Genomic DNA, 20981 nt, shown 5'->3' on the forward strand with positions numbered 1-20981 from the left:
TTGACAGAAATACCCAACTTGGCGATTCCCTGCCCATTTCCTCTGCAAAATTCATGGACGTGGTGAACAATAGCAATTCAGACAGCCAAATCGCTTTGTTTGAAGTAGAAGAAATGGGAGGGAAATTCATCATCGCACCTCTTTCACATTATTGCGGAATTCAATGGAGGTATTCCCCATGTAGCCGTTATGCAGATCCCTTTTCTCTGAGCAACAGCTCCAACTATTTTTACTGCCAGGTCAGCGAACCAAGCTGCACCAATGATGGTGATACCGCCGGCGACCACGCCCGATATTGGCCCAAACGCTGATGCCATAGCTGTTAATGTTGCAGCCAATGCAGCGGGGCTTACCGAAGATGCCGCTGTCAGCGCCGCCGCAAACCCTACAGTGAGATCCATATATGTGAGATATACGCCTCCGCATTTCTTGGCCCGAGCGCCTCTGCCATGTACATTGCTGTGCGGCGAAACCCCATTGGCAACATTCAAGACGTCGTTGGTCAAGAAAGCGTAGTCCGCATCAGAGAAATCGTACCCCTCTTTTAGTTGCTGTTCCGATAAGGACAATTTCAATGTTTCCCCATCAAAATAAAAGAAACTCCCTATTCCAGCAATCTTGTCTGTTCTATTCCTAAGCTCCGTACTTATTTCAACACTAGCCACACAGCCGGCAGAACCCCCTGGAAATTCCGCAGCTGATGCTGCACCTAACGGCATTATCGACAATGTCAAGAGCACAGAAACGATCAGTGAAAACAGTGACATTACCCCTTTTTTTTCTTTCATGATTCCTCCTTGAATCAATGGCTCTGCATCGTCGAAGAGCTACTTAATTTTATCTCTACGCCTTTGGTAACGACTAAGCGTTTCCATTTCATATATGACATATCCAGACACTGGCGCAGTCCTTCACAACGATTTTGCGCATGAAAATGTTCGAATGTCGAGAAAACCGCCGTACACCACGTGCGAGAATATCAGACTGCTCACGTCCAAACACCCGCCCAAACACCTCCTGAATGAAGAATTTGCAAGTATTATCAGTGACTTTTGGCGCATGTGCCCTTGCCGCGTAGGATAGGAGACGATTAGAAAGGGATGACTATGAGCGTTCTCGAACGATTTGAGAAGAGCGTGGAAGGCGCCGTCAACGGCGTATTCGCCAAGTTCGGGTCCAAGGACCTGCAACCCGTTGACCTTGCTCGCGCTTTGGAGCGTGAGATTGACGCCGAAGCCATGCCCGTGGACCGCGACCGCACTGTGGCCCCGAACGAGTATCGTTTCAAGCTGAGCACTCCGGACTTCGATCGCATCGAGCAGTGGGGCAGCGAGACCTTGGCGAACGAGCTTGCCGACAACCTCACTCAGTACGCCAAGAGCCAGCGCTATGCTTTCGTGGGCCCGGTTGTGGTGATTTTCGAAGAGGATCTCGACCTCACGAAGGGCAATTTCAAGCTTTCCGCCGAGTCCGTTCAGGGCAATGCCGTACCGGTCACCACGGATGATCAGGCTCAGGACAATCCCATGTTGGAGATCAACGGCAGCCAATACCTGCTTACCAAGGAGCAGACTGTTATCGGGCGCGGTTCCAGCTGCGATATCGTTATCGACGATCCGGGCATTTCCCGCAAGCATTTGGAGATCGATATCACCGATAACGGGGTGATCGCCCGCGATTTGGGATCCACCAACGGAACCTATGTTGAGGGGCATCAAGTTCCAGCGGCTACACTATTGGATGGCAATACGATTACGATTGGCCGCACCCGTATCCTGTACTGGGCTTCATCGCAGGATCAGGAGTAGCCCCGCGCAGGAACTGACAACTAGGTTATGATCACAGAACTGACATTTGCGATCCTCAAGTATGGATTCCTCATCCTGCTTTGGGCGTTCGTATGGCTGGCGGTCCGGTCCTTACACAGAGATATCGAAACCCTCAGCCCACGCAAGTCACGCGCACATCGCCGATCCGAGCGACGTGCGCGCAAAGCTGTAGCCACACCACCCGTAGCCGCACCGGCGCGTACTGCAGGTGGCCCTTCGACCAGCGAAATGCCGTCCACTCCTCGCAGTGACCAGCCAACTTTGCTGATAGTTATTGACGGCCCCTTGGCCGGCTCTTCTGTGCCATTGGGCAACGCCCCGATTACTTTGGGCCGTTCGGCGGCCAATACAGTCGTGCTCGATGACGAGTTCGTATCATCCCACCATGCCCGCGTGTATCGCGATCCATCGTCACAATCCTGGGTCATCGAAGATCTGGGATCCACCAACGGCACCGTGGTCAACCAGCGTCGTATCGACTCTCCGGTCGCCCTTCCTGCGCGCGTACCGGTTCGTATCGGCGCCACCACATTCGAACTGAGGTGATGTGCCCGATGCCGAATGACGCTCCAGCGAAAACGCTGTTCCTCTACTCCACAACCGTTTCAGATGTGGGAACCGTGCGTAGCAATAATCAGGATTCCTCGTTTGCCGGGGAACGCCTGATTTCCGTATGCGATGGTATGGGAGGGCACGCTGGAGGAGACACGGCTTCCACGATAGCCATTCGTTCACTGGCTCATATCGAGCAGGATAATCTGCGCGAAGATGTCGCAAGTGTGGCCAATATGATGGACGTTTCCGTTATGGCCGCCCATGACGCCATCGTTGGCAAGGCCAAGCGCGAGCGCCGCCTTTCCGGCATGGGGACCACCGTTACCGCCGTGGCTTTGGTTGCGGGATATTGGATTCTTGCCCATATCGGCGATTCCAGGGCGTATTTGTTGCGCGATGGCAAATTGATGCAGATGACTTCTGATCACAGCTATGTGCAGCATCTCATCGATACGGGTCATATCACCGAGGCCGAAGCGCGCAACCACCCGCAGCGCAATGTGGTAATGCGTGTGCTTGGTGATTTTGACATTGACCCCCATCCCGATATCGCCATACGAAAAGCTCATCCCGCGGACCGTTGGCTGCTGTGTTCCGATGGTCTGTGTGGCGTTTTGGAGAATTCCACCATTGAAGAGGTGATGTCCACCGTCTCCGATCAGGAGGAATGTGCTCAACGCTTGGTATCCATGGCTTTGAAGGCAGGCAGCACCGATAATGTCACGGCGGTAATAGCCGATGCAACGCTGGCTTTGGACGCGGACGCCTTCGACCTGCCACATCAGACGCCTCTTGTCGGCGGCGCTGCCGGCGCAAGCCTTGAGCCCATCGCCGATATCGTCAACAAGCCGATTGCCTCTGCACCCGCATTGCGTTACGGCAAGCAATCCCCTGCCCAGAGGGCCGCAGCGCTTACTCAGGACAATGAAAATGAAACCGTATCACCGCGTGTTGCACAGCCTTCGCATATGCGCGAAGACTCCGAAGAACTCTCTAATCCAGATACTGGCGAAATTCCAGTAGTACAAAAGCAGGATGGGCGCTATTCCGCGGATCCCAATGATCCAGAGGTTGCAGATGCGATTCATCATGAGAAGGCAGAACGACGCAAGGCATCTCGTAAGCGCCGTCATTGGACTCGGTTGAGCACGATTGCCGCCACGATACTCGTTCTCATGGCTCTTTCCGCTGCAGCATTTGGCGCATACAACTGGAGTCAAAGCAAATATTATCTTGGTCAGAGTGATGGCGTGGTGACGATCTACCAAGGAGTTCCAACCGATATCTTCGGATGGAAATTGTCGCATGAGGTCGAACGAACCACCATTTCCACCGCCAGCTTGCCGCAGGATTGGATTGACCAGCTGAACAGCGGCATCAGCGCAGACAGCCTCGACGAAGCCCGTAGCCATGCCAGACTCATCAGCAGAGAGGCCCAAAAGCTAGAGAGCTCTCAGTCTGGATCTTCTTCAGGTTCCTCCTCTTCAGCCTCACCATCGGCAAGCTCGTCAGCTACCTCTGGAGCCTCCGCTTCAGCGTCTTCTTCGGCGTCGCAGTCGGCCTCCGCTTCTGCTAGCGAAAGCGGGTCCCAGTCATGACTGCATCACGATTACGTCAGATATCGCTTCTGCTCTTCTCGATGGCGATCAGTTTCGCCGCCTTCTTCCAGATGTTTGAACGCACCGCTGGGTCTTTCCCGGGTTCCTTCGCCATATTGTTGGGCGTTGTTGCGGTTATGTTCTTGGCTCTGTGGGCGTTATTGCTGAGATTCCAACCTTATGCGAATCAGTCCATTTTACCGTGCGTACTATTGCTTACAGCCATCGGCACGACGATGATTACCCGCATAGACCAAGAGACAGGCACGGCTGTCGGCCAACGCCAGTTGATCTGGACCTGCATTGCGCTTGTCGTCGTCGGTGTGCTGGTTATCGCCTTGCGAGATTATCGCGTGCTACGCCGATTCTCATACATCAGTATGGTGGTCGGTCTGGCATTGCTGCTCTCCCCTATGATTCCCGGACTCGGTCGTGAAATCGGCGGCGCACGCATCTGGATCGGCATCGGCAGTTACAGTATCCAGCCAGGCGAATTTGCCAAGATCTTCCTGGCTTTCTTCTTCGCATCCTATCTTTTCGACCATCGTGACCAGCTCGCGATTGGTGGCAAAAAACTGCTGGGCATGCAAATGCCCCGTGTCAAGGATCTTGGACCCATAATCGTCGTATGGTTCGCTTCTATGGGCGTGCTGGTCATCCAGCACGATTTGGGCACCTCACTGATGTTCTTCGCCATGTTCGTATCCATGCTGTATGTGGCCACAGGACGCAAGGGCTGGGTTGCCATAGGGTTTGTCGCCTTCGCAATCGGCTGCGTGGTCGCCGCCAAGGTTTTCGCCCATGTCGGCTACCGCGTCGACGCATGGCTCCACCCCTTCGATTCTGAGATTTACAACCGTTATCCAGGGGGTTCCGCACAGATCGTAACAGGCCTGTTCGGCTTGGCTTCCGGAGGCATGGCAGGAACCGGCTTGGGCCAAGGCCATCCGAATCTCACACCGCTGGCTAATTCCGACTTCATTTACTCCTCTGTGGGCGAGGAACTTGGTCTGGTCGGCTTGCTGGCCATTTTGATGCTGTATGTCATCATCATTTCCTCCGGTCTTATTACCGCCATGAAAATCAAGGACGGATTCGGCAAGCTGCTGGCTTCCGGATTGGTGTTCACCATGGCATTCCAGGTCTTCACTGTCGTTGGCGGCATCACTTTGGTCATCCCGCTTACCGGCTTGACCTTGCCATATATGGCTGCCGGCGGTTCATCGCTTATCGCTAACTACATTCTTGCCGGTCTGCTGATCGTGATCTCCAATGCGGCGAACCAGCCCGAGCCCGAAGTTTCATCCGATACTTTCCAATATGAAGCCTTGGCGGTGTTACGCGACCATGAACTCAAGGAGCGTGCAAAAACGCCTCGTACCGTGTCCGGAGGTGCTCAATGAATAAGAACCTCCGTCAATTGTTTACTGCCGTTATCGTATTGTTCGCAGTGCTGGGCCTTTCTTCCACGGTAATCACTGCAATCCAGGCGAATACCCTGAATAACGATCCTCGCAATGTGCGAGCGCTCTACCATGAGTTTGGCGCACCTCGCGGCTCGATTCTTGCGTCGGATGGCACGGTATTGGCCAAATCCGATCCTGTGAATGACGCCTTTGAATATCAGCGTTCGTATAGCAGCGGTGACGTGTACGCGCCGGTGACCGGCTATTTCTCCATAAGCCAGCGCGCTGATCGTGGCATTGAGGCATCTCGCAATGAGCTTCTCAGCGGTCAATCGGATGCGCTGTTCTGGCAACGCTTCAAGTCCCTGCTCTCGGGCACTGAGAACAAGGGCGCTTCGATAGAGACATCAATCGACACCAAGCTGCAGACCTTGGCATATCAGTTGTTGCAAGACAAAGATGGCGCGTTGGTGGCGATTGAACCTTCAAGCGGACGCATTCTGGCTATGGTGAGCACGCCAAGCTATGATCCCAACCAGTTGGCATCTCATGACGGCACCGCCGTAAACCAGGCGTATTCCACGCTCACCGCAGACGCCAATAATCCCATGCTGAACCGGTCTACCTCACAGCTCTATCCTCCAGGATCCACATTTAAAACCGTGGTTGCCGCAGCAGCCTTGGAAACCGGCAATTATCAAGTCGATACCCAAATCCCAGCCGGCGCAGGGTACACCTTGCCCGGCACCAATACTGTGCTCACCAATGTGGAGTCGGCAGCCAATGGTTCCAATGGTACGATTTCCTTTGAAGACGCATTGGCGTATTCATCGAATACCGCCTTTGCACAGCTTGGCGTTTCATTGGGCGATGACGCAGTATCCGAACAGGCCAAAAAGCTGGGCTATGGAAGCTCGATAACCTTGGACGGGTCCGATTCGACAGGTCTTCCTATGAAGGCCATAGCATCCTCGTTCCCGACAGGCGTCAGCGATGACAAGCTGGCCCTTGCATCCATCGGACAGGGCGATACGCAGTCGACGCCTCTGCAAACCGCAATGATCGCTGCCGCCATTGCCAATAAGGGCAAGCTTATGCAGCCGACCTTGGTCGATCGGGTGCGTTCCAGCGATCTGTCAGTGCTCTCTTCCACAACGCCTTCGGTGATGTCTCAAGCATTCAGTGAGGATACCGCCAACAAGCTCACGCAGATGATGGAAGCCGTGGTCACCAAGGAAAACACGAATCTGGCCATTGACGGCGTCTCCGTCGCCGCAAAGACCGGTACTGCGCAAATCGGCGCCAATAACGAGTCCATTGACGGCTGGGTCATGGGATTCGCTCCGGCGAATGATCCGAAAATCGCCATCGCAGTGGTTGTGCACAATACTGATACGGCAGGCTCATACGCCGCAGGCCCGATCATGAAGCAAGTGATGGAGGAGGCGCTGAAGCAATGAAACTGATTGAAGGACAGCTCATACATCGCCGCTACCGTCTGGACTCCAGGCTTGCACAAGGTGGCATGGGCGAGGTTTGGAAGGGCTATGATATCCAACTCGGCCGCCCTGTGGCCATCAAGGCCCTGCGCGGTGATACCAATAATGTCGAGGCCAAGCTGCGTCGCTTACGGGCTGAGGCACATAATTCCGCCAATCTTGCGCATCCCAATATCGCTGCGCTTTTTGAATACTATGAGCATGACGGCATTGGCTTCCTCATCATGGAGTATGTGCCGAGCCGCTCTTTGGCGGATCTCTTCCATGAGCGTGGTGCAATGCCTCCTACCGAGCTGTTGCCTATTTTGATTCAAACCGCTCGCGGTCTGTTTATTGCGCATTCGCATGGCGTGGTGCATCGCGACGTAAAGCCTGCGAACATCATGGTTTCGGACGAGGGTGAAGTGAAAATCACTGATTTTGGCGTCTCCTACTCCACCGATCAGGAACAGATCACCCAGGATGGCATGGTGGTTGGTACCGCTCAATATATTTCGCCTGAGCAGGCTCAGGGCAAGCAGGCCACGCCGCAATCCGACATCTACTCTCTTGGTGTTGTGGCTTATGAGGGATTATGCGGGCACAGGCCATTCACCGGCACAACGCCGGTAGATATTGCGGCAGCCCACGTCAATGATCCCGTGCCGCCCTTGCCGGATTCCGTTGACTTGCAGCTCAACCAGTTCGTCATGTCGATGCTTGCCAAGGATCCTTTGGACCGCCCGCAGGACGCTTTGACCGTTTCGCGTACGCTTTCGCGCATCGAACGCAGAATCCTTGACCAGCAAACTTTCTCAGATGATTCGACAACCGTCGTTTCAGGAGGCCGCATTCCGCGGCGTGTAGCCAGTTCTCCCCATGCTGCACCGCCCCTGCTACGGGCATCCAAGCATGATGATCAACCGGCACAAATCTTCATAAGCGCCACACCGGAGACCCGGGTGGCCAGTTCGACCACTCAGGCACAGTGGAGGGAGCAGCAATGAACAGCAATATGCCAACTTCGTTGGCGAACGGCCAATATCAGCTCGGTCAGCTCGTCGGACGCGGCGGCATGGCCGAGGTGCGAGTCGCTTTGGATACGCGGTTGGGGCGTACCGTAGCGGTGAAAATCATGCGCTCCGATTTGGCCAACGATGAGATCTTCCTCTCCCGGTTCCGCCGCGAGGCTCATTCCGTCGCCCAAATGAACAATCCGAATATCGTGAATATCTTCGACTCGGGCGAAGAGGCGATTACTACGGATGATGGTCGCACAGAACACTTGCCATATCTCGTTATGGAGTATGTCAAGGGCCAGACGCTGCGCGATATCATCAAGGCCACCGGCCCGCTCAGCCAGCGGGATGCCTCGCAAGTGATGCTCGGCGTGCTCAATGCCTTGGAATACTCGCATCGTATGGGAATTATCCACCGCGATATCAAGCCCGGAAATATCATGATTTCCGAGCAAGGCGTGGTCAAGGTCATGGACTTCGGCATCGCTCGTGCCTTGGACGATTCCGCTGCCACCATGACGCAATCCCAGGGCGTTGTGGGCACTGCCCAGTATCTCTCCCCTGAGCAGGCTCGCGGTGAAACCGTGGATATGCGTTCGGATTTGTATTCCGCCGGATGCGTGCTGTATGAAATGCTTACCGGAAAGCCTCCGTTCACCGGTGATTCCGCAGTGGCAATCGCCTACCAGCATGTTTCTGAGGTAGCCACTCCACCTAGCGCGGTAGTGCCAGGATTGCCGAAGATGTGGGACCAGATCTGCGCAAAGGCAATGGCCAAGGATCGTCAGAACCGGTATGCCACGGCCGCTGAGTTCAAAAACGATATTCTCGCGTTCATGAACGGTGGAGTGCCGGTTGCCGCCGCTTTCAACCCACTCACCGATCTTTCCAATATGCGTGCTCGCAAGCAGGCTGAGCAAACGGCCACCACCGCGGCACTGAATCCTGCCGAGACTGCGGCAACCCAGGCTTTCAACCCGGTTACGGGGCAATTTGAAGCCGTGCAGCCTCAGGCTTCCACAGGATTGCGCACACGGCCGAACAACGTGCCGCCGCGGAGAAGAAACGGCGCAAGAAGAGGATCATCGTCGCATCAATAGTCGGAGGCATCCTCATCATTCTGGCCATCGCGGGAGCAGTATGGGCGTTCACTTCCGGCAATTCCGCTGAAGCCGATACGGTTGTTGTTCCGACCTTCACGTCCACGACCACCAAGGATGCGGCTGAGGAAAAGCTCACCGCAGTCGGTTTGGTTATGGATGCGCGTCAGGATACGGATTCCACAGAGCCCGAGGGCACGTTCACCAAGCAAAGCCCTGCAGGCGGCGAGTCAGTTGCCAAGGGTTCAACGGTTATCGTGTGGTTCTCTGCAGGTCCGCAATCCGTTTCTGTGCCGGACGTCACCGATAAGAGCCAGGACGAGGCTCGAAACCTTTTGGAAGATGCTGGATTCAAGGTGTCGTCTTCAACCAAGACCGAGAACAGCGCCACCGTTGCCAAAGACAATGTCACGCGCACTGATCCGGCCGCAGGTACCGCTCAGACCAAGGGCACCACGATTACCCTGTATGTTTCCTCTGGCATGACCGAAGTCCCTGATGGCTTGGTCGGGCAACCGCAGGATTCAGTGCTTGATACGCTCCATAAGGCTGGATTCAACACATCCGTGGTGCAGGAAAACTCCGATTCGGTCGCTTCCGGTTCTGTCACCCGCATTGATCCAGGTTCAGGAACCTTGGTGGAGCAAGGGAGTTCCGTAACCGTGTATGTCTCCTCTGGCAAGGAGCAGGTCACTGTTCCGACCATCTATGCTGGAATGACCTATGCCCAAGCCAAAGCCTTGCTGGAGGCTGCCGGCTTGACCGCCGCCTCCTCCGACTCCAATGTCAAGGACAGCGACACAGTGACTTCGATCTCTCCGGCTGCCGGCACCAAGGTAGACAAGGGGTCCACTGTCACTCTGTCGACAAGCAGCTCGTCGAATAGCAGTTCGTCCAGCAGCGGTTCTTCATCTGAGCAGAACTAGAGTCAGGAGAATCGTCGTTCAAGACGGCATTTATCCCGTTTGACATGGTTGTGGCCTGCAATACATACCGGTATTGCAGGCCACAACTGATATTGATGCCACCATATATAGCGCCATCGCCAGCTCAAGCGGCAAACCTCGCCTAACTGGTCCGGACTATTGGACCGCCACCTTGGGCTGCAGGCCTTCGGAATTGGCAACGGCATTCGTCTGCCCACACACGGCCAGCCAATTGGCCAGAAGTCGATAGCCGTCCTCAGTCATCACCGATTCTGGATGGAATTGCACTGCGTAAAGAGGCAATTCACGGTGTCTGATGCCCTGAATAGTGTCGTCACCTTGAGCACGAGCCGTAATCACCAACTCTTGAGGCATCGTGTCCGGCTGAATGGATAACGAGTGATATCTCGTTGCAGTCATGGGGTTGGCGACCCCCTCAAAAACGCCACCCTTCTCATGGTCGATCAGGCTGGTCTTACCGTGCATGATCGTGGGAGCGTGACGCACATCGGCACCGTACACCTCTGCCAGCGCCTGCAAACCGAGGCATACGCCGAACATCGGCTTCTTGACCTTTGCGCATAGCCTGATCATATCCTCGCTTATTCCGGACTCCGCAGGAGCTCCAGGACCGGGCGAAATAAGCACGCCATCATATTCATCCAATATGCCAGTGTCGCCACGACGGAGCGCTTCCACCACATCCGCGGCGTCATTGCGGATTACTGTGACATCTGCACCCAGTGTGGCCAGATATCCCACAATGGTGTAGACGAAGGAATCATAATTATCCACCACAAGAATGCGTGCGCTATCCGTCATATCACTCCAATCACCACAGGGATGGCCGATTAGCGTCCGCTCCCGGCAGCCAAACAGCCACATGTTCGACAGTCTACTGAAAGTCGGCTACACCTCGGTCAACTTTGCTCATATTCGCCATGCACATACGGCAACTAGGTGCAATACAGCGAACAAATAGCCGAATATCCCTACTCCCGAGCCCAAATCAATAGGGCTATTGCCAGGCCATGCCCTCTCGGTCATATATATCTCAAGGAAGGCCTCAGAAGGCCGTGTGCGCAACTCACATGCCGACCGCGCTCCCAGCATCCAACACCGATATCACATACAAAAGATGGTCGCTATCCCAAAGGACAGCGCGCACCGCAGTAACTACTCGCCGTGCATTACACGGTCACATAACTTGACATATCACGCAGGAACGGAATGGTGGATGCCGCCCACGGGAATCCCCACTGGAAGAGCGCCGCAGCACCCGCTACCAGCAACAGAGCCATAAGCAACAAGCGTACTGGGAACACGCCCGGCTGCAGACGAGTCAGTCCGCCGTAGATGCTCAGATCCGGCTTACGGCGCTGACCCAGGCGAATGGCCCTGCGGGCCGGCCAACGCCACGCCACTGCGGCGGCGAGGAACAGCACCACATATGCAATCAGCAACATCATGATGAGCGGCTGAAGAGACTGCAGTCGAGCGACAGCGGATACTTCCTCGGTATTGGTGAATTTCACCGCGCCATTCGAATCAGTGGTGGAAAGCTCCTGCGGAATACCGTCCGACACTTTGGCCCAGTATTGCAATTCGCCGAATACGATCCAGCGATGCGTCGGGGCAGTGTACTTCGGTTCACATGTGGTCAGCGTAATCATGCGTTTGGTGGCGGCAACAGTCGGATCTTCCGGATTCGGCGCCACAACATAGGTATCTTCAGGCAACACGATCTTATAACTGGTGTATTTGTATACATACCAGTAATCCTGAGTACGAACCACAATAGAATCGCCCTCTTGCATCTTATCCACATCGCCCAAGGGCTGACCGTATCCGGTACGGTGACCTGCAACGGCAAAATTGCCCAATTCGCCAGGCAATTGGGAATCGGGATAATGCCCCATGCCATGCTTATTCAGCTGTTCCGCATCAGTTCCTTCCACGATATTGCGCACCCATTGGTTGCCAAAACGAGGTATGTAAATCTCAGCTATCAGATCACCGTTCTGCGGATTTTCTGGCTGAACTGGCGGATCGCCTTCTTGGGCCGCTGCGATAGAAGTGCTATCAGAGGCTGTGGGATCTGACCAACCTACGGACTGGCGCGTCTCATTCTGGATGTGTTCCGCTTCCACTCCTGTCCACCACAGCTGCCAGACCACATACAGTCCGCAAATCAATCCCAGCGTGACGAGGATTTCTGCAACGATGCCGACGACTTGCCATCCCCAGCCGCCAGAACGGCGATTCTGTGGTCTGCGAGAAACCCCAGCAGCGGCTGCTGCACTATTCGCCGATGATGGGTCATCATTGCCATCGGAGATGTTGTTTGGCTCTGCAAACTGTCCCAACTCATCTACCGAGTCCAATGACGAGGAATGCTGTCCCGAAGCATGTTTCATCAGTTACCTTCGCTTTCGTCCTTGCTCACTGTGGCATAGCGCAGTGGCTGCAGCAACGCCGCGGATTCGGGGAAATCCAAAGTGTCTTTGGTTTCCACCTTCCAACCCAACCCGAATGCGCTGACATATTGTTTATATATGGTGATGGCCTGAGATTGATTCAATGCATCAATCATGCCGTCTGAAGAGCCTATTGCTGAAATCGTGTACGGCGGGGAATATTGCTTTCCTTGCAACATCAGCACATTGCCGATGCATAGCACTGCCGAATTCGCCAGAACACGCTGATCCTGGATCATCATGGATTCGGCTCCGCCTGCCCACAGTGCATTCACCACTGCCTCGATATCCTGTTGGTGAATCACATAATCATTGATATTGGCAGTGGATCCGGAATCCCCCACCATATTTTCCCACAGAGGGGAATCATCCAAGGTGACTGTGACACCTGGGCCTTGCACAGCCGGCAAAACCGTGCTGGAACCCGCATCTTCACTGGCATCGGTACTGCTGCTGTTATCCCCTGCCAAAGTATCCAGCGCGTTGATTTTGGAATTCAGATCGTTGATTTCCTTCTGCAATTCATCCACTCTCTGCACCCGCTGCTCAATCAGCTGCGCAGTGTCAGAAGTGACTGTTGCCGTGCGATTCACGCGCACATTGGTCATGAGCAGATAACCGGAAAAAGCGACCACGACGAACACGGCCAAGCTGCCCATCACAGAGTGCTTGACGCCATGCTTTCCGGTGCGTTTCGCCATAATATCCGATTCCTTCACGCCGTTATTCGCTGGTTTCGAGTCTAACCACTATTATGACTTTTAGCCTATTGAATGGAGACTACGCTAATGGCTGATGAAGAGCTGCACGAGAACACCGCAACCGCGGATGACGCTGAGCAAGTTGACGAGGCTGTAACCGACGTTGCAGATACGTCAGATGTTGATGAGTCGGACGACGATGTTTACGGCTTCCCGATGGAGAAGGTCGAGGCCGTGCTGAATGCCACTGTGGACAAGTCTGAAGTCACTCCACAGATGCGCCGCATGATGCAACGCCAAGCCGAAAACACTCGCCGCGTGGAGGATTCGATTAAGGGGACCAAAGCCAATCCGGCATGGTTCGTTCCTCTGTTCTGCGCTTTGATGATTATCGGTCTGGTCTGGGCGGTGACCTACTACCTGACCGGCAATTACCCGATCCCTGGTATCGGCGCATGGAATCTGGCCATCGCATTCGCGATTATCATGGTCGGCTTCCTGATGACCATGTGGTGGCGCTAAAAACTCCCAACGTAGTTCCACTCTGAATACCGTGCGTATGGTGATGAAACGCCATGCGCACGGTTTCGTGTACTCTTTTGGGGTTTTCCGACGCCATTAGCCCCCATTAGCCAATCTTCCACATAGTCTTCGGATCAGATCCGTCTCTCGCGAATCTTTGGACCTCATCGCAACGATGCGCAGCCCGTTACAACCGATGCGTGCGGATAACGCAATGTCTCCCGTCACGATCGGTTGCGGCAAAGAGATAGGCAGAGCCACCGTCGCGCAAGCGCAGTTTTGCACGCAGCTGCTGCACGCTGAGCGGGAAGTTGCGCGTGGCGATATTCGCATGGGTCAGATCTGAGACAAGCGAGCGCAGTTCGCGCTTATTCATGGTGCTGACGGCTTCTATGGCAAAGCCACGGCCTGGGAAGTCTTCAATGGGCGTATTGCTGACAAATAGGTGGCTGTTGGTGCTTACTGGTGCTGCAGGGTAGCGTTCGGACACGATATCGAAGGCGCCCGCTTTCATAAGCGAGGCATTGGGTTCATAGAGATATTGTTGCTGTTCGAGTGGCTCTCGTTGCGTGGCCGCCTCTGCTTGGATGTTTGCGGGCGTGCTTTGCATCAGGCCGTTCCATTCATAGGCCACGATGCTGCTGTCGTTGACGCATACCATATGTACTGGCTGGTCGGGTTGGTGGTCGTTGCGCAGGACCAGCAGCAGTTCTTTGCATTCGTTGCCTGTTGAGACTATGTGTATTTCGCTTACTGCGCCTTGGAAGTCTTCTGCGGTTTTCCGCCAGTCGAGCATCGGAGAGAGTTTGAGCATGACTATTGGGGCTATTGCGAGCATTCTGCGATGCAGTGCGAGCACATCCGGTGTGCAGTCTGCTATGGCATATGTGCGCGAGCCGTGTGAATCGCGCCTTGCGGGGTCTGCGAATATGAGCGATAGCCGCTGGTTGCGCTCTTCCAAATCGGCCAGTAGCTCTTCGGCGTCGCCATTGCGAATGACCGTCTGATTAAGGCCGAGGATATTCATATTGTGCTGTGCTATTTCGCAGAGATGCGGTTGGCGTTCGACATATATTGCCGTGGTGAATTGCCGTGCCATATATGAAAAGTCCACCCCGAAGCCGCCTGTGATATCGGCCATGCTACTGGACTGTGCTTCGGCTTCGGCAGGGTTCGATATTTGATTCGCATTCAGTGAGTCATTGTCATCGTCTTCGGGTTTTGTGATGCTGCTGTCAGGCAGTGGCTTGGAACCGTCCTGATTGTCGCGCAGGATGCGTTGAGCGAGCTTGGCTTTGTATTGTGCCGTGAATTGCGAGGAGCATTGTTCCATCGAGATATGCGGCGGATAGATGATGCCATCGTGTTCCGCCCACTGTGGAAGCTTATGTTGTGCGGTTTGCCAGCCCGCGATCTGATCCAGGGCAAAGGGCAGATCCAGACCATCGGTGCGTTTGGCTTGTAAAGCGAGCGCTCTGACGTCCTCATGCCTGTGCGCTTTGATGAATGCTTGGGTCTGCGTGCTGATTTCCACGAATGCTATTCTACGGAACCATCGGTATGCGCATGCTATTAGCACCGCGCGTAATCGGCCATTATGCCGCCCTCTGCACCTGTGTCCCTTGCGTGATACTGACACATACACAGCCGGAGTGCAACCATATCAACGGCTCGTGCATAGTGCCGGGGCGTGTTTCCCTGTCGTGCACAGAACGCAGACATAAACATACTCATGCGCAGTCCTTAAAGGAATGGCCCTGTGGATTTGCATCCTCTACTGGTGGCGTCCGTAATTCACATTCACGAGTGCGGTGAGTCCCAATACCCACTTGGGCACATTGAGGAAGCTTTTGTTCTGATCCAGCTGGGCTATGGCGGCCATATCCTCTTCGGTTAATTCGAAGTCGAAAATATTGAAGTTGGAATCGATATGTGCCGGATTCTTTGATCCTGGGATGACGATATTGCCTGCTTGAATATGCCAGCGCAGGATGACCTGCACCACTGATTTGTGATATCGTTCGGCCAATTCTTTGAAAATGGGCTCATTGAGTACCTTGGAATTGGCCGATCCGAGTGGATACCAGGCTTCCATGGCGATACCGAGTTTGGAGAGTCGAGCCCGTGACTCATGTCTTTGCCAGTATGGGTGGCTTTCCGCTTGCACAAGCGCCGGCTTGATCGTGGCCTGATCGAGGATGCGATCCAGATCCTTGTCGATGAAATTCGACAGGCCTATGGACTTCACCTTTCCTGCCCTTACCGCATCTTCCAGCGCTACCCATGCCTCGGTGTACTTGCCGACTGGCTGGTGAAGGAGCAACAAGTCCAAATAGTCCACATTCAGTCGGTGCAGCGTGGAATCGATGGCTTTGGCGGCTTTGTCTTTGCGGTAATTGGACGGCCATATCTTCGACGTGAGGAATATTTCCTCTCTTGGCACGCCGGACTCGGCTATGCCTTGGCCGACGGCCTTTTCATTCATGTAGAAATTCGCGGTATCAATAAGCCGATATCCATGCCGCAATGCGCGGGCTACGGATTGACGCGCTTCCTCGGAGCTGAGCCGATAGGTTCCCAAACCGAGTGTTGGTATATTCTCGCCATTGGACAAGGTCACATATTTCATCGCGTTGACTCTCCTTATGCCGAGGCGCATACGGCCAATGCATTGTGCTCCTGTTGCCCGTTCACATGCATGTTGCCGTAATGCTGCGGCTTTCCGCATTCAGAAGGTGTTTCATATGAACGTTGTATTGCTCGCATTCAGACACAGGGCATATCGTTTCTGCTGTTTTGCTTTCTCACTCTACTCTGCGCACTATGAAGTGGGACTGGATTCCGGCCAGTTCCGCATATCGCATAATTGCGCTGGTAGCGGCGCATGGGAGTATTGGGTTTGCGATACAAGCTGCATGCGATCCATTCCGTGAATCCCTTTGGCTATCCGCTCAGACCGTGATCAGCAGGTTCACACGGATAGCCATGGGAGCAGTCGGAAATGCGTCCGGCACTCCTCCTCTATCTCCGCTTAGCGCATCCACACGGACAGCGCCTTTTCCTGTGTATGCCGGGAGTTACACACTGTACCCGGTAAATTGTGGATAAGTACTATCCACATTATCCACAAACTATCATGCCTGAAAATTGGGGAAAAGTGGATATCTCTGTGGATAACTTAGAGGGTTTCCCCACAACTATCCCCCGCTTATACCCACACTATCCACATGCTTGTCCACAATTGTGGAAAACTACATCACTGTAATTTACCTTGTGAGCAATGGCGCCGAATTGCATACGGAAATCCCGCTACAACAGCACCAGTGCCACCACAAGGAGACAGGTCACCGTGCCCCCATACACCCACATGCGCCTGGTGAATGACCATTTTCTCCATGCCGGGACTCCCGAAACTAGCAGCCACGTGAGGACGCCGCCAATAATGAATCCGCCCACATGTGCCTGCCATGCAATATTCGGAATCACAAGAGGCAGAGCAAAGTTCACTGCCATCCAAATCAGCATGGAACGAATATCAGCTCCGATGCGGCGGAATACCACCAATAGTGCAGCAAATAATCCGAAAAGCGCCCCCGATGCGCCATATGCCGACATCGCCCAATTGCCAGTAATAGTGCACCATGCACTGATTCCGACCGCGGCTCCCAAGCCGGAAATCACATATAACGCAAGATAACGCCAATGCCCCATCATGCGTTCCAAAACAGGGCCCACCGACCACAAAGCAACCATATTAAACAGGATGTGCATAAGATTCGGCGCATGCACAAACATGGAGCTAAACCAAGTCCACGGCTCGATATGCACATATGCCGGTGCATATACCAAAGGAGACATAAGCCGCGCGAAGAGAGTCGGAGACAACATATATGTGAGCATCTCCACAATCCAAACGGCCACGCATACTGCGATAATCGCGACGGTGATAACCGGACCTCCGGAGCGCCATTGCGCCTCAATTGTTCGTCTGTCGATACGTTGCATACGCTTACTTTAGCCGCTATCTTTCCGCAGCTTCTTTGCCGGCTTACAGCAATGCATAACGTCCACTCAATCGTTACAAACGGGGAACTAAGATAGAAGATAGAGTTGACTTGAATGGGCAGTCAGCGTAACCGGGAAAGGAGCCGTCATGGAACGCAAGTCCAACGGTTGGAAATTCTTCGCACTACTCTTCGGCGGTCTGCTCGCTGCAGTTATCGGACTGTACATCTACAAGCAGCAGAACCCTGATTACGATCCTTGGGAGGAGCCATGGGAGAATAGCTCTTCTCCTGTGGATCTGGGCTTGTCCAAGGACGAGGACGAGAGCGACGAAGAAGAAGAGGCCGCTCCGGCGGTAGAAGCCGCATGAGATTTCTCACAACACAACCGTTTAGCCGGCGCTGGGCATTGATTGCCCCGCCGGCTTTTTGCTACCCATCAATGGAATGGCTTTTGATCGCGATAACCAACCGGCAAACACAATGGCTTGGCAACATGCGAAATATGGAACTATGCGCAATGCAAGGCGAAGACAATGACACCGTAAATATCAATAGGCCGCGCGAATCCGAATGAATTCACGCGGCCTATTGAGGTCGGATCAGGCTTCAACCGCTCATCCGGCAGCAGAGCCCGTGCGCATCGTTCTCACTCAGGCAAGCGGACCGGTGTGCCAGATGCGTTCCAGATAATCCTCGATGGAACGATCCGAGCTGAAGTAGCCGGAGTTGGCCACGTTGAGCACAGCCATACGAGCCCACTTCATCGGGTCACGGTAGGTTGATTCGATCTCGTCCTGAATGTCCATATACGCACCGAAATCAGCCAGGGTCATGAAGTAATCGTGGGTCAGCCAGTCGTTGACCAGATTCTCGTAGGTCTTTTTGTCACCCTCGGAGAAGGTGCCGTCGGCAACCATATCGATGGCCTGCTTCAGGCGAGGATCCTCTTCGTAATACCTGCGGGATCCGCCGTGATCGTAGTCGGCTGCATAGAGGGCATCCACCTCGTCAACGGTCATGCCGAAGAGGAAGAAGTTCTCGGCGCCGACGCGCTCACGGATCTCCACATTGGCGCCGTCCAGAGTGCCCACGGTCAGTGCGCCGTTCAGGGCGAACTTCATATTGCCGGTACCGGATGCTTCCTTGCCCGCCTGGGAAATCTGCTCATCGAGGTCGGTGGCAGGAATGAGGTTCTCCGCCAGCTCGATGTTGTAGTTCCATGGGAAGTAGACAGAGAGCTTGCCCTTGGTGGCTGGATCGTTGTTCACCACGCGGGACACATTGTTGATGAGCTGGATGGTTTCCTTGGCCATTGCATATCCCGGTGCGGACTTGGCTCCGAAGAACACCGTGCGAGGAACGATGCTGTCCACATCAAGCTTGCCGGACTTGATATCCGCATAGGTGGAAATGACGGCAAGAATCTTCAGGGACTGACGCTTGTATTCGTGCAGACGCTTGACCATGGTGTTGAACATGGTGTCCGCATTGATTTCGAAGCCGTACTTGCGCTTGGCGAAATCAACAAAAGCACGCTTATTGGCCTGCTTGACCTCAGCGAACTTCTTGACGAACTCGGCATCGTCAGCCAACGGCACCAAGCCCTGGAGCTTCTCCAGATCGCTCATCCAGGCATCGGTTCCCAGACCCTCGGTGATGAGGTCGGACATGCGCGGATTTGCCATGCGCACGAAACGACGTGGGGTTACGCCATTCGTGACATTGGTGAACTTGTCAGGATATGCATCGGAGAAGTCCTTTAGCGTCACATCCTTGAGCAGCTGGGAATGCAACTCTGCCACACCATTGACATGAGAGCCGCCGTATGTGGCGAGATATGCCATGCGGACGGAAGCATCTTTGCCATCGGTGTAGATGCGCATGCGCTCGATCTGCTTCTTATCAACGCCCTGTGCAGCGAGTTCCTTGACGAACTGATCGTTGATCTTCTTGATGATTTCAAGATGGCGAGGCAGCAAAGCGCCGATGAGGTCTGCGGACCACACTTCCAGTGCCTCAGGAAGCAGAGTGTGGCAGGTGTAGTTGAAGGTCTTGGAAGTAATCGACCAAGCGGTATCCCAGTCATATCCGTACTCGTCGATCAGCACACGCATAAGCTCCGGAATGCCGATAACGGGGTGCGTATCGTTGAGCTGGAAGTTGATCTTCTGCGGGAATGTGGTCAGATCCGGCTTGTCTTGCCCTGGATAGAACACGCGAATGGCGTCGTGGATGGAAGCGGAGACGAAGAAGTACTGCTGCTCCAGACGCAGTGCCTTGCCCTGAGGGGTTGAATCTTCCGGATACAGGATCTTCGAGATATTTTCAGCAACGACCTGAGGACGCACGGCGTCCAAATACTCGGACTTGTTGAAGGTGAGCAGATCGAACTCATCGTAGGACTTGGAGGTCCACAGACGCAAGGTGTTGACGCGACCGGACTTGTAGCCAGGGACCATATAGTCCACCGGCACTGCGCGGACAGCCCACGAAGGCTTCCATACGCGCTTGCCGTTCTCCTCAACGACTTCGCCTCCGAAGTTCACGCGCTGGGAGCGGCCATAATCGATATGGCCCCATGGCTCTTCGTTTTCCAGCCAGTAATCAGGCGTCTCTACCTGCTTGCCTTCTTCGTCGAACTCCTGCTTGAAGATGCCGTATTTGTATTGGATGCCGTAGCCGAAGGCGGGAACACCCAGAGAAGCCAGGGAATCGATGAAGCATGCTGCCAAACGACCAAGGCCACCATTGCCCAAGCCAGGCTCATACTCAGCGTCGATAACATTCTGCGGATCATGTCCGAGATTCTTGACGGCCTCTTCGAATTGTTCAGTCAAGCCGACATTGAGCAGTGCGTTGCTCAACTGCTTGCCCATCAAGAACTCTGCGCTCAGATAGCCGACGGCCTTAGTATCGCCGTTGATCATATCTTGCTGTGTTTGCATCCACGCATCCATGAGGTGGCGACGTACTGCGCTGGCTGCCGCGACATAAACATCTGCGTCGGTTGCCTGCTGCTCGGTCACACCCTGCGTGTATTTGAGCTGCTCGCGGATTTCATCCGCAAACTGCTCCGCTGAAATAGGGGACTTTGGTGCGGTAATTTCGGTCATTCTATGACTCCCTTAAACGGATACACGTCTAAGAACCATTATGCCATTATGCCTTGCTATGCCTCATTACATCTAGGCACCGCGCTTGGTGCGCAGCATATTGCATACGTTCTCATAGAGCGATGATAGCACCTCATTGAAAGACTGTCACATAGCCAAAAAAACGTATGCAAATCATGCGTTTCCTGTGCTCCTAATCCAGCATAAAACTGTCGATTATATAAATATGCGCATTGCGGAATGCTCGACC

General features: G+C 54.2%; 16 protein-coding genes and 1 pseudogene. 9 read left to right on the forward strand and 8 right to left on the reverse strand.

Annotated features, from left to right (window positions below):
* Positions 1–143: 143 nt before the first annotated feature.
* Entirely contained in the window at positions 144–788 is a 645-nt protein-coding gene (locus BITS_RS00090; protein WP_052366664.1) for a hypothetical protein, read from the reverse strand.
* Between the two features lie 318 nt (positions 789–1106).
* On the opposite strand from BITS_RS00090, the gene BITS_RS00095 reads away from it, so the two are divergent.
* From BITS_RS00095 to pknB, 7 genes and pseudogenes are all read left to right on the forward strand, one after another.
* Entirely contained in the window at positions 1107–1808 is a 702-nt protein-coding gene (locus BITS_RS00095) for an FhaA domain-containing protein (RefSeq protein WP_026642696.1), read from the forward strand.
* Between the two features lie 27 nt (positions 1809–1835).
* Entirely contained in the window at positions 1836–2375 is a 540-nt protein-coding gene (locus BITS_RS00100) for an FHA domain-containing protein FhaB/FipA (protein WP_034534350.1), read from the forward strand.
* Positions 2376–2383: 8 nt separating this feature from the next.
* On the forward strand, positions 2384–3982 hold the full coding sequence (locus tag BITS_RS00105; protein WP_026642694.1) for a PP2C family protein-serine/threonine phosphatase: 1599 nt from the start codon (positions 2384–2386) through the stop codon (positions 3980–3982).
* Positions 3979–5385: an FtsW/RodA/SpoVE family cell cycle protein gene (locus BITS_RS00110; RefSeq protein ID WP_026642693.1), complete on the forward strand. Its 1407-nt coding sequence runs from the start codon at positions 3979–3981 to the stop codon at positions 5383–5385. The genes BITS_RS00105 and BITS_RS00110 overlap by 4 nt, the downstream gene beginning before the upstream one ends.
* Positions 5382–6848 (forward strand): peptidoglycan D,D-transpeptidase FtsI family protein, encoded by a 1467-nt coding sequence (locus BITS_RS00115; RefSeq protein WP_026642691.1) that lies wholly within the window; start codon positions 5382–5384, stop codon positions 6846–6848. Before BITS_RS00110 ends, BITS_RS00115 begins: the two co-directional genes overlap by 4 nt.
* Complete coding sequence (locus tag BITS_RS00120; protein ID WP_026642690.1) at positions 6845–7873, forward strand: serine/threonine-protein kinase; 1029 nt, start codon at positions 6845–6847, stop codon at positions 7871–7873. Before BITS_RS00115 ends, BITS_RS00120 begins: the two co-directional genes overlap by 4 nt.
* A pseudogene (gene pknB, locus BITS_RS00125) lies at positions 7870–9911 on the forward strand (Stk1 family PASTA domain-containing Ser/Thr kinase). The gene BITS_RS00120 and the pseudogene pknB overlap by 4 nt, the downstream one beginning before the upstream one ends.
* A gap of 156 nt (positions 9912–10067) precedes the next feature.
* Here pknB and BITS_RS00130 read toward each other — a convergent pair.
* From BITS_RS00130 to BITS_RS00140, 3 genes are all read right to left on the reverse strand, one after another.
* Positions 10068–10733, reverse strand: coding sequence for an anthranilate synthase component II (locus BITS_RS00130; RefSeq protein WP_026642688.1), 666 nt, complete (start codon positions 10731–10733; stop codon positions 10068–10070).
* 368 nt (positions 10734–11101) lie between these two features.
* Positions 11102–12328 carry a class E sortase gene (locus BITS_RS00135; protein WP_026642687.1) on the reverse strand — a complete coding sequence of 409 codons (1227 nt, stop codon included), beginning with the start codon at positions 12326–12328 and terminating at the stop codon, positions 11102–11104.
* Positions 12328–13089, reverse strand: a complete 762-nt coding sequence (locus BITS_RS00140) for a DUF881 domain-containing protein (RefSeq protein WP_026642686.1) — start codon at positions 13087–13089, stop codon at positions 12328–12330. Before BITS_RS00140 ends, BITS_RS00135 begins: the two co-directional genes overlap by 1 nt.
* Before the next feature lie 87 nt (positions 13090–13176).
* Here BITS_RS00140 and crgA point away from each other — a divergent pair, with 87 nt between their 5' ends.
* Positions 13177–13611 carry a cell division protein CrgA gene (crgA, locus tag BITS_RS00145; RefSeq protein ID WP_026642685.1) on the forward strand — a complete coding sequence of 145 codons (435 nt, stop codon included), beginning with the start codon at positions 13177–13179 and terminating at the stop codon, positions 13609–13611.
* A gap of 187 nt (positions 13612–13798) precedes the next feature.
* Here crgA and BITS_RS00150 read toward each other — a convergent pair whose 3' ends face one another.
* The 3 genes from BITS_RS00150 to BITS_RS00160 all read right to left on the reverse strand — a co-directional run bounded on the left by BITS_RS00150 (position 13799) and on the right by BITS_RS00160 (position 17616).
* On the reverse strand, positions 13799–15145 hold the full coding sequence (locus tag BITS_RS00150; RefSeq protein WP_026642684.1) for a THUMP-like domain-containing protein: 1347 nt from the start codon (positions 15143–15145) through the stop codon (positions 13799–13801).
* Positions 15146–15385: 240 nt separating this feature from the next.
* Complete coding sequence (locus BITS_RS00155; protein ID WP_034534347.1) at positions 15386–16240, reverse strand: aldo/keto reductase; 855 nt, start codon at positions 16238–16240, stop codon at positions 15386–15388.
* Positions 16241–16920: 680 nt separating this feature from the next.
* On the reverse strand, positions 16921–17616 hold the full coding sequence (locus BITS_RS00160; protein ID WP_034534346.1) for a rhomboid family intramembrane serine protease: 696 nt from the start codon (positions 17614–17616) through the stop codon (positions 16921–16923).
* Between the two features lie 148 nt (positions 17617–17764).
* On the opposite strand from BITS_RS00160, the gene BITS_RS00165 reads away from it, so the two are divergent.
* Complete coding sequence (locus BITS_RS00165; RefSeq protein WP_026642682.1) at positions 17765–17986, forward strand: hypothetical protein; 222 nt, start codon at positions 17765–17767, stop codon at positions 17984–17986.
* Positions 17987–18268: 282 nt separating this feature from the next.
* On the opposite strand, the gene BITS_RS00170 is transcribed toward BITS_RS00165, so the two are convergent.
* The gene (locus BITS_RS00170) at positions 18269–20731 is read right to left on the reverse strand and encodes a glycogen/starch/alpha-glucan phosphorylase (protein WP_026642681.1); all 2463 of its coding nucleotides are present in this window, start codon (positions 20729–20731) and stop codon (positions 18269–18271) included.
* Positions 20732–20981: the final 250 nt, after the last annotated feature.

Source organism: Bifidobacterium tsurumiense (assembly GCF_000741765.1).
Classification (GTDB): Bacteria; Actinomycetota; Actinomycetes; order Actinomycetales; family Bifidobacteriaceae; genus Bifidobacterium; species Bifidobacterium tsurumiense.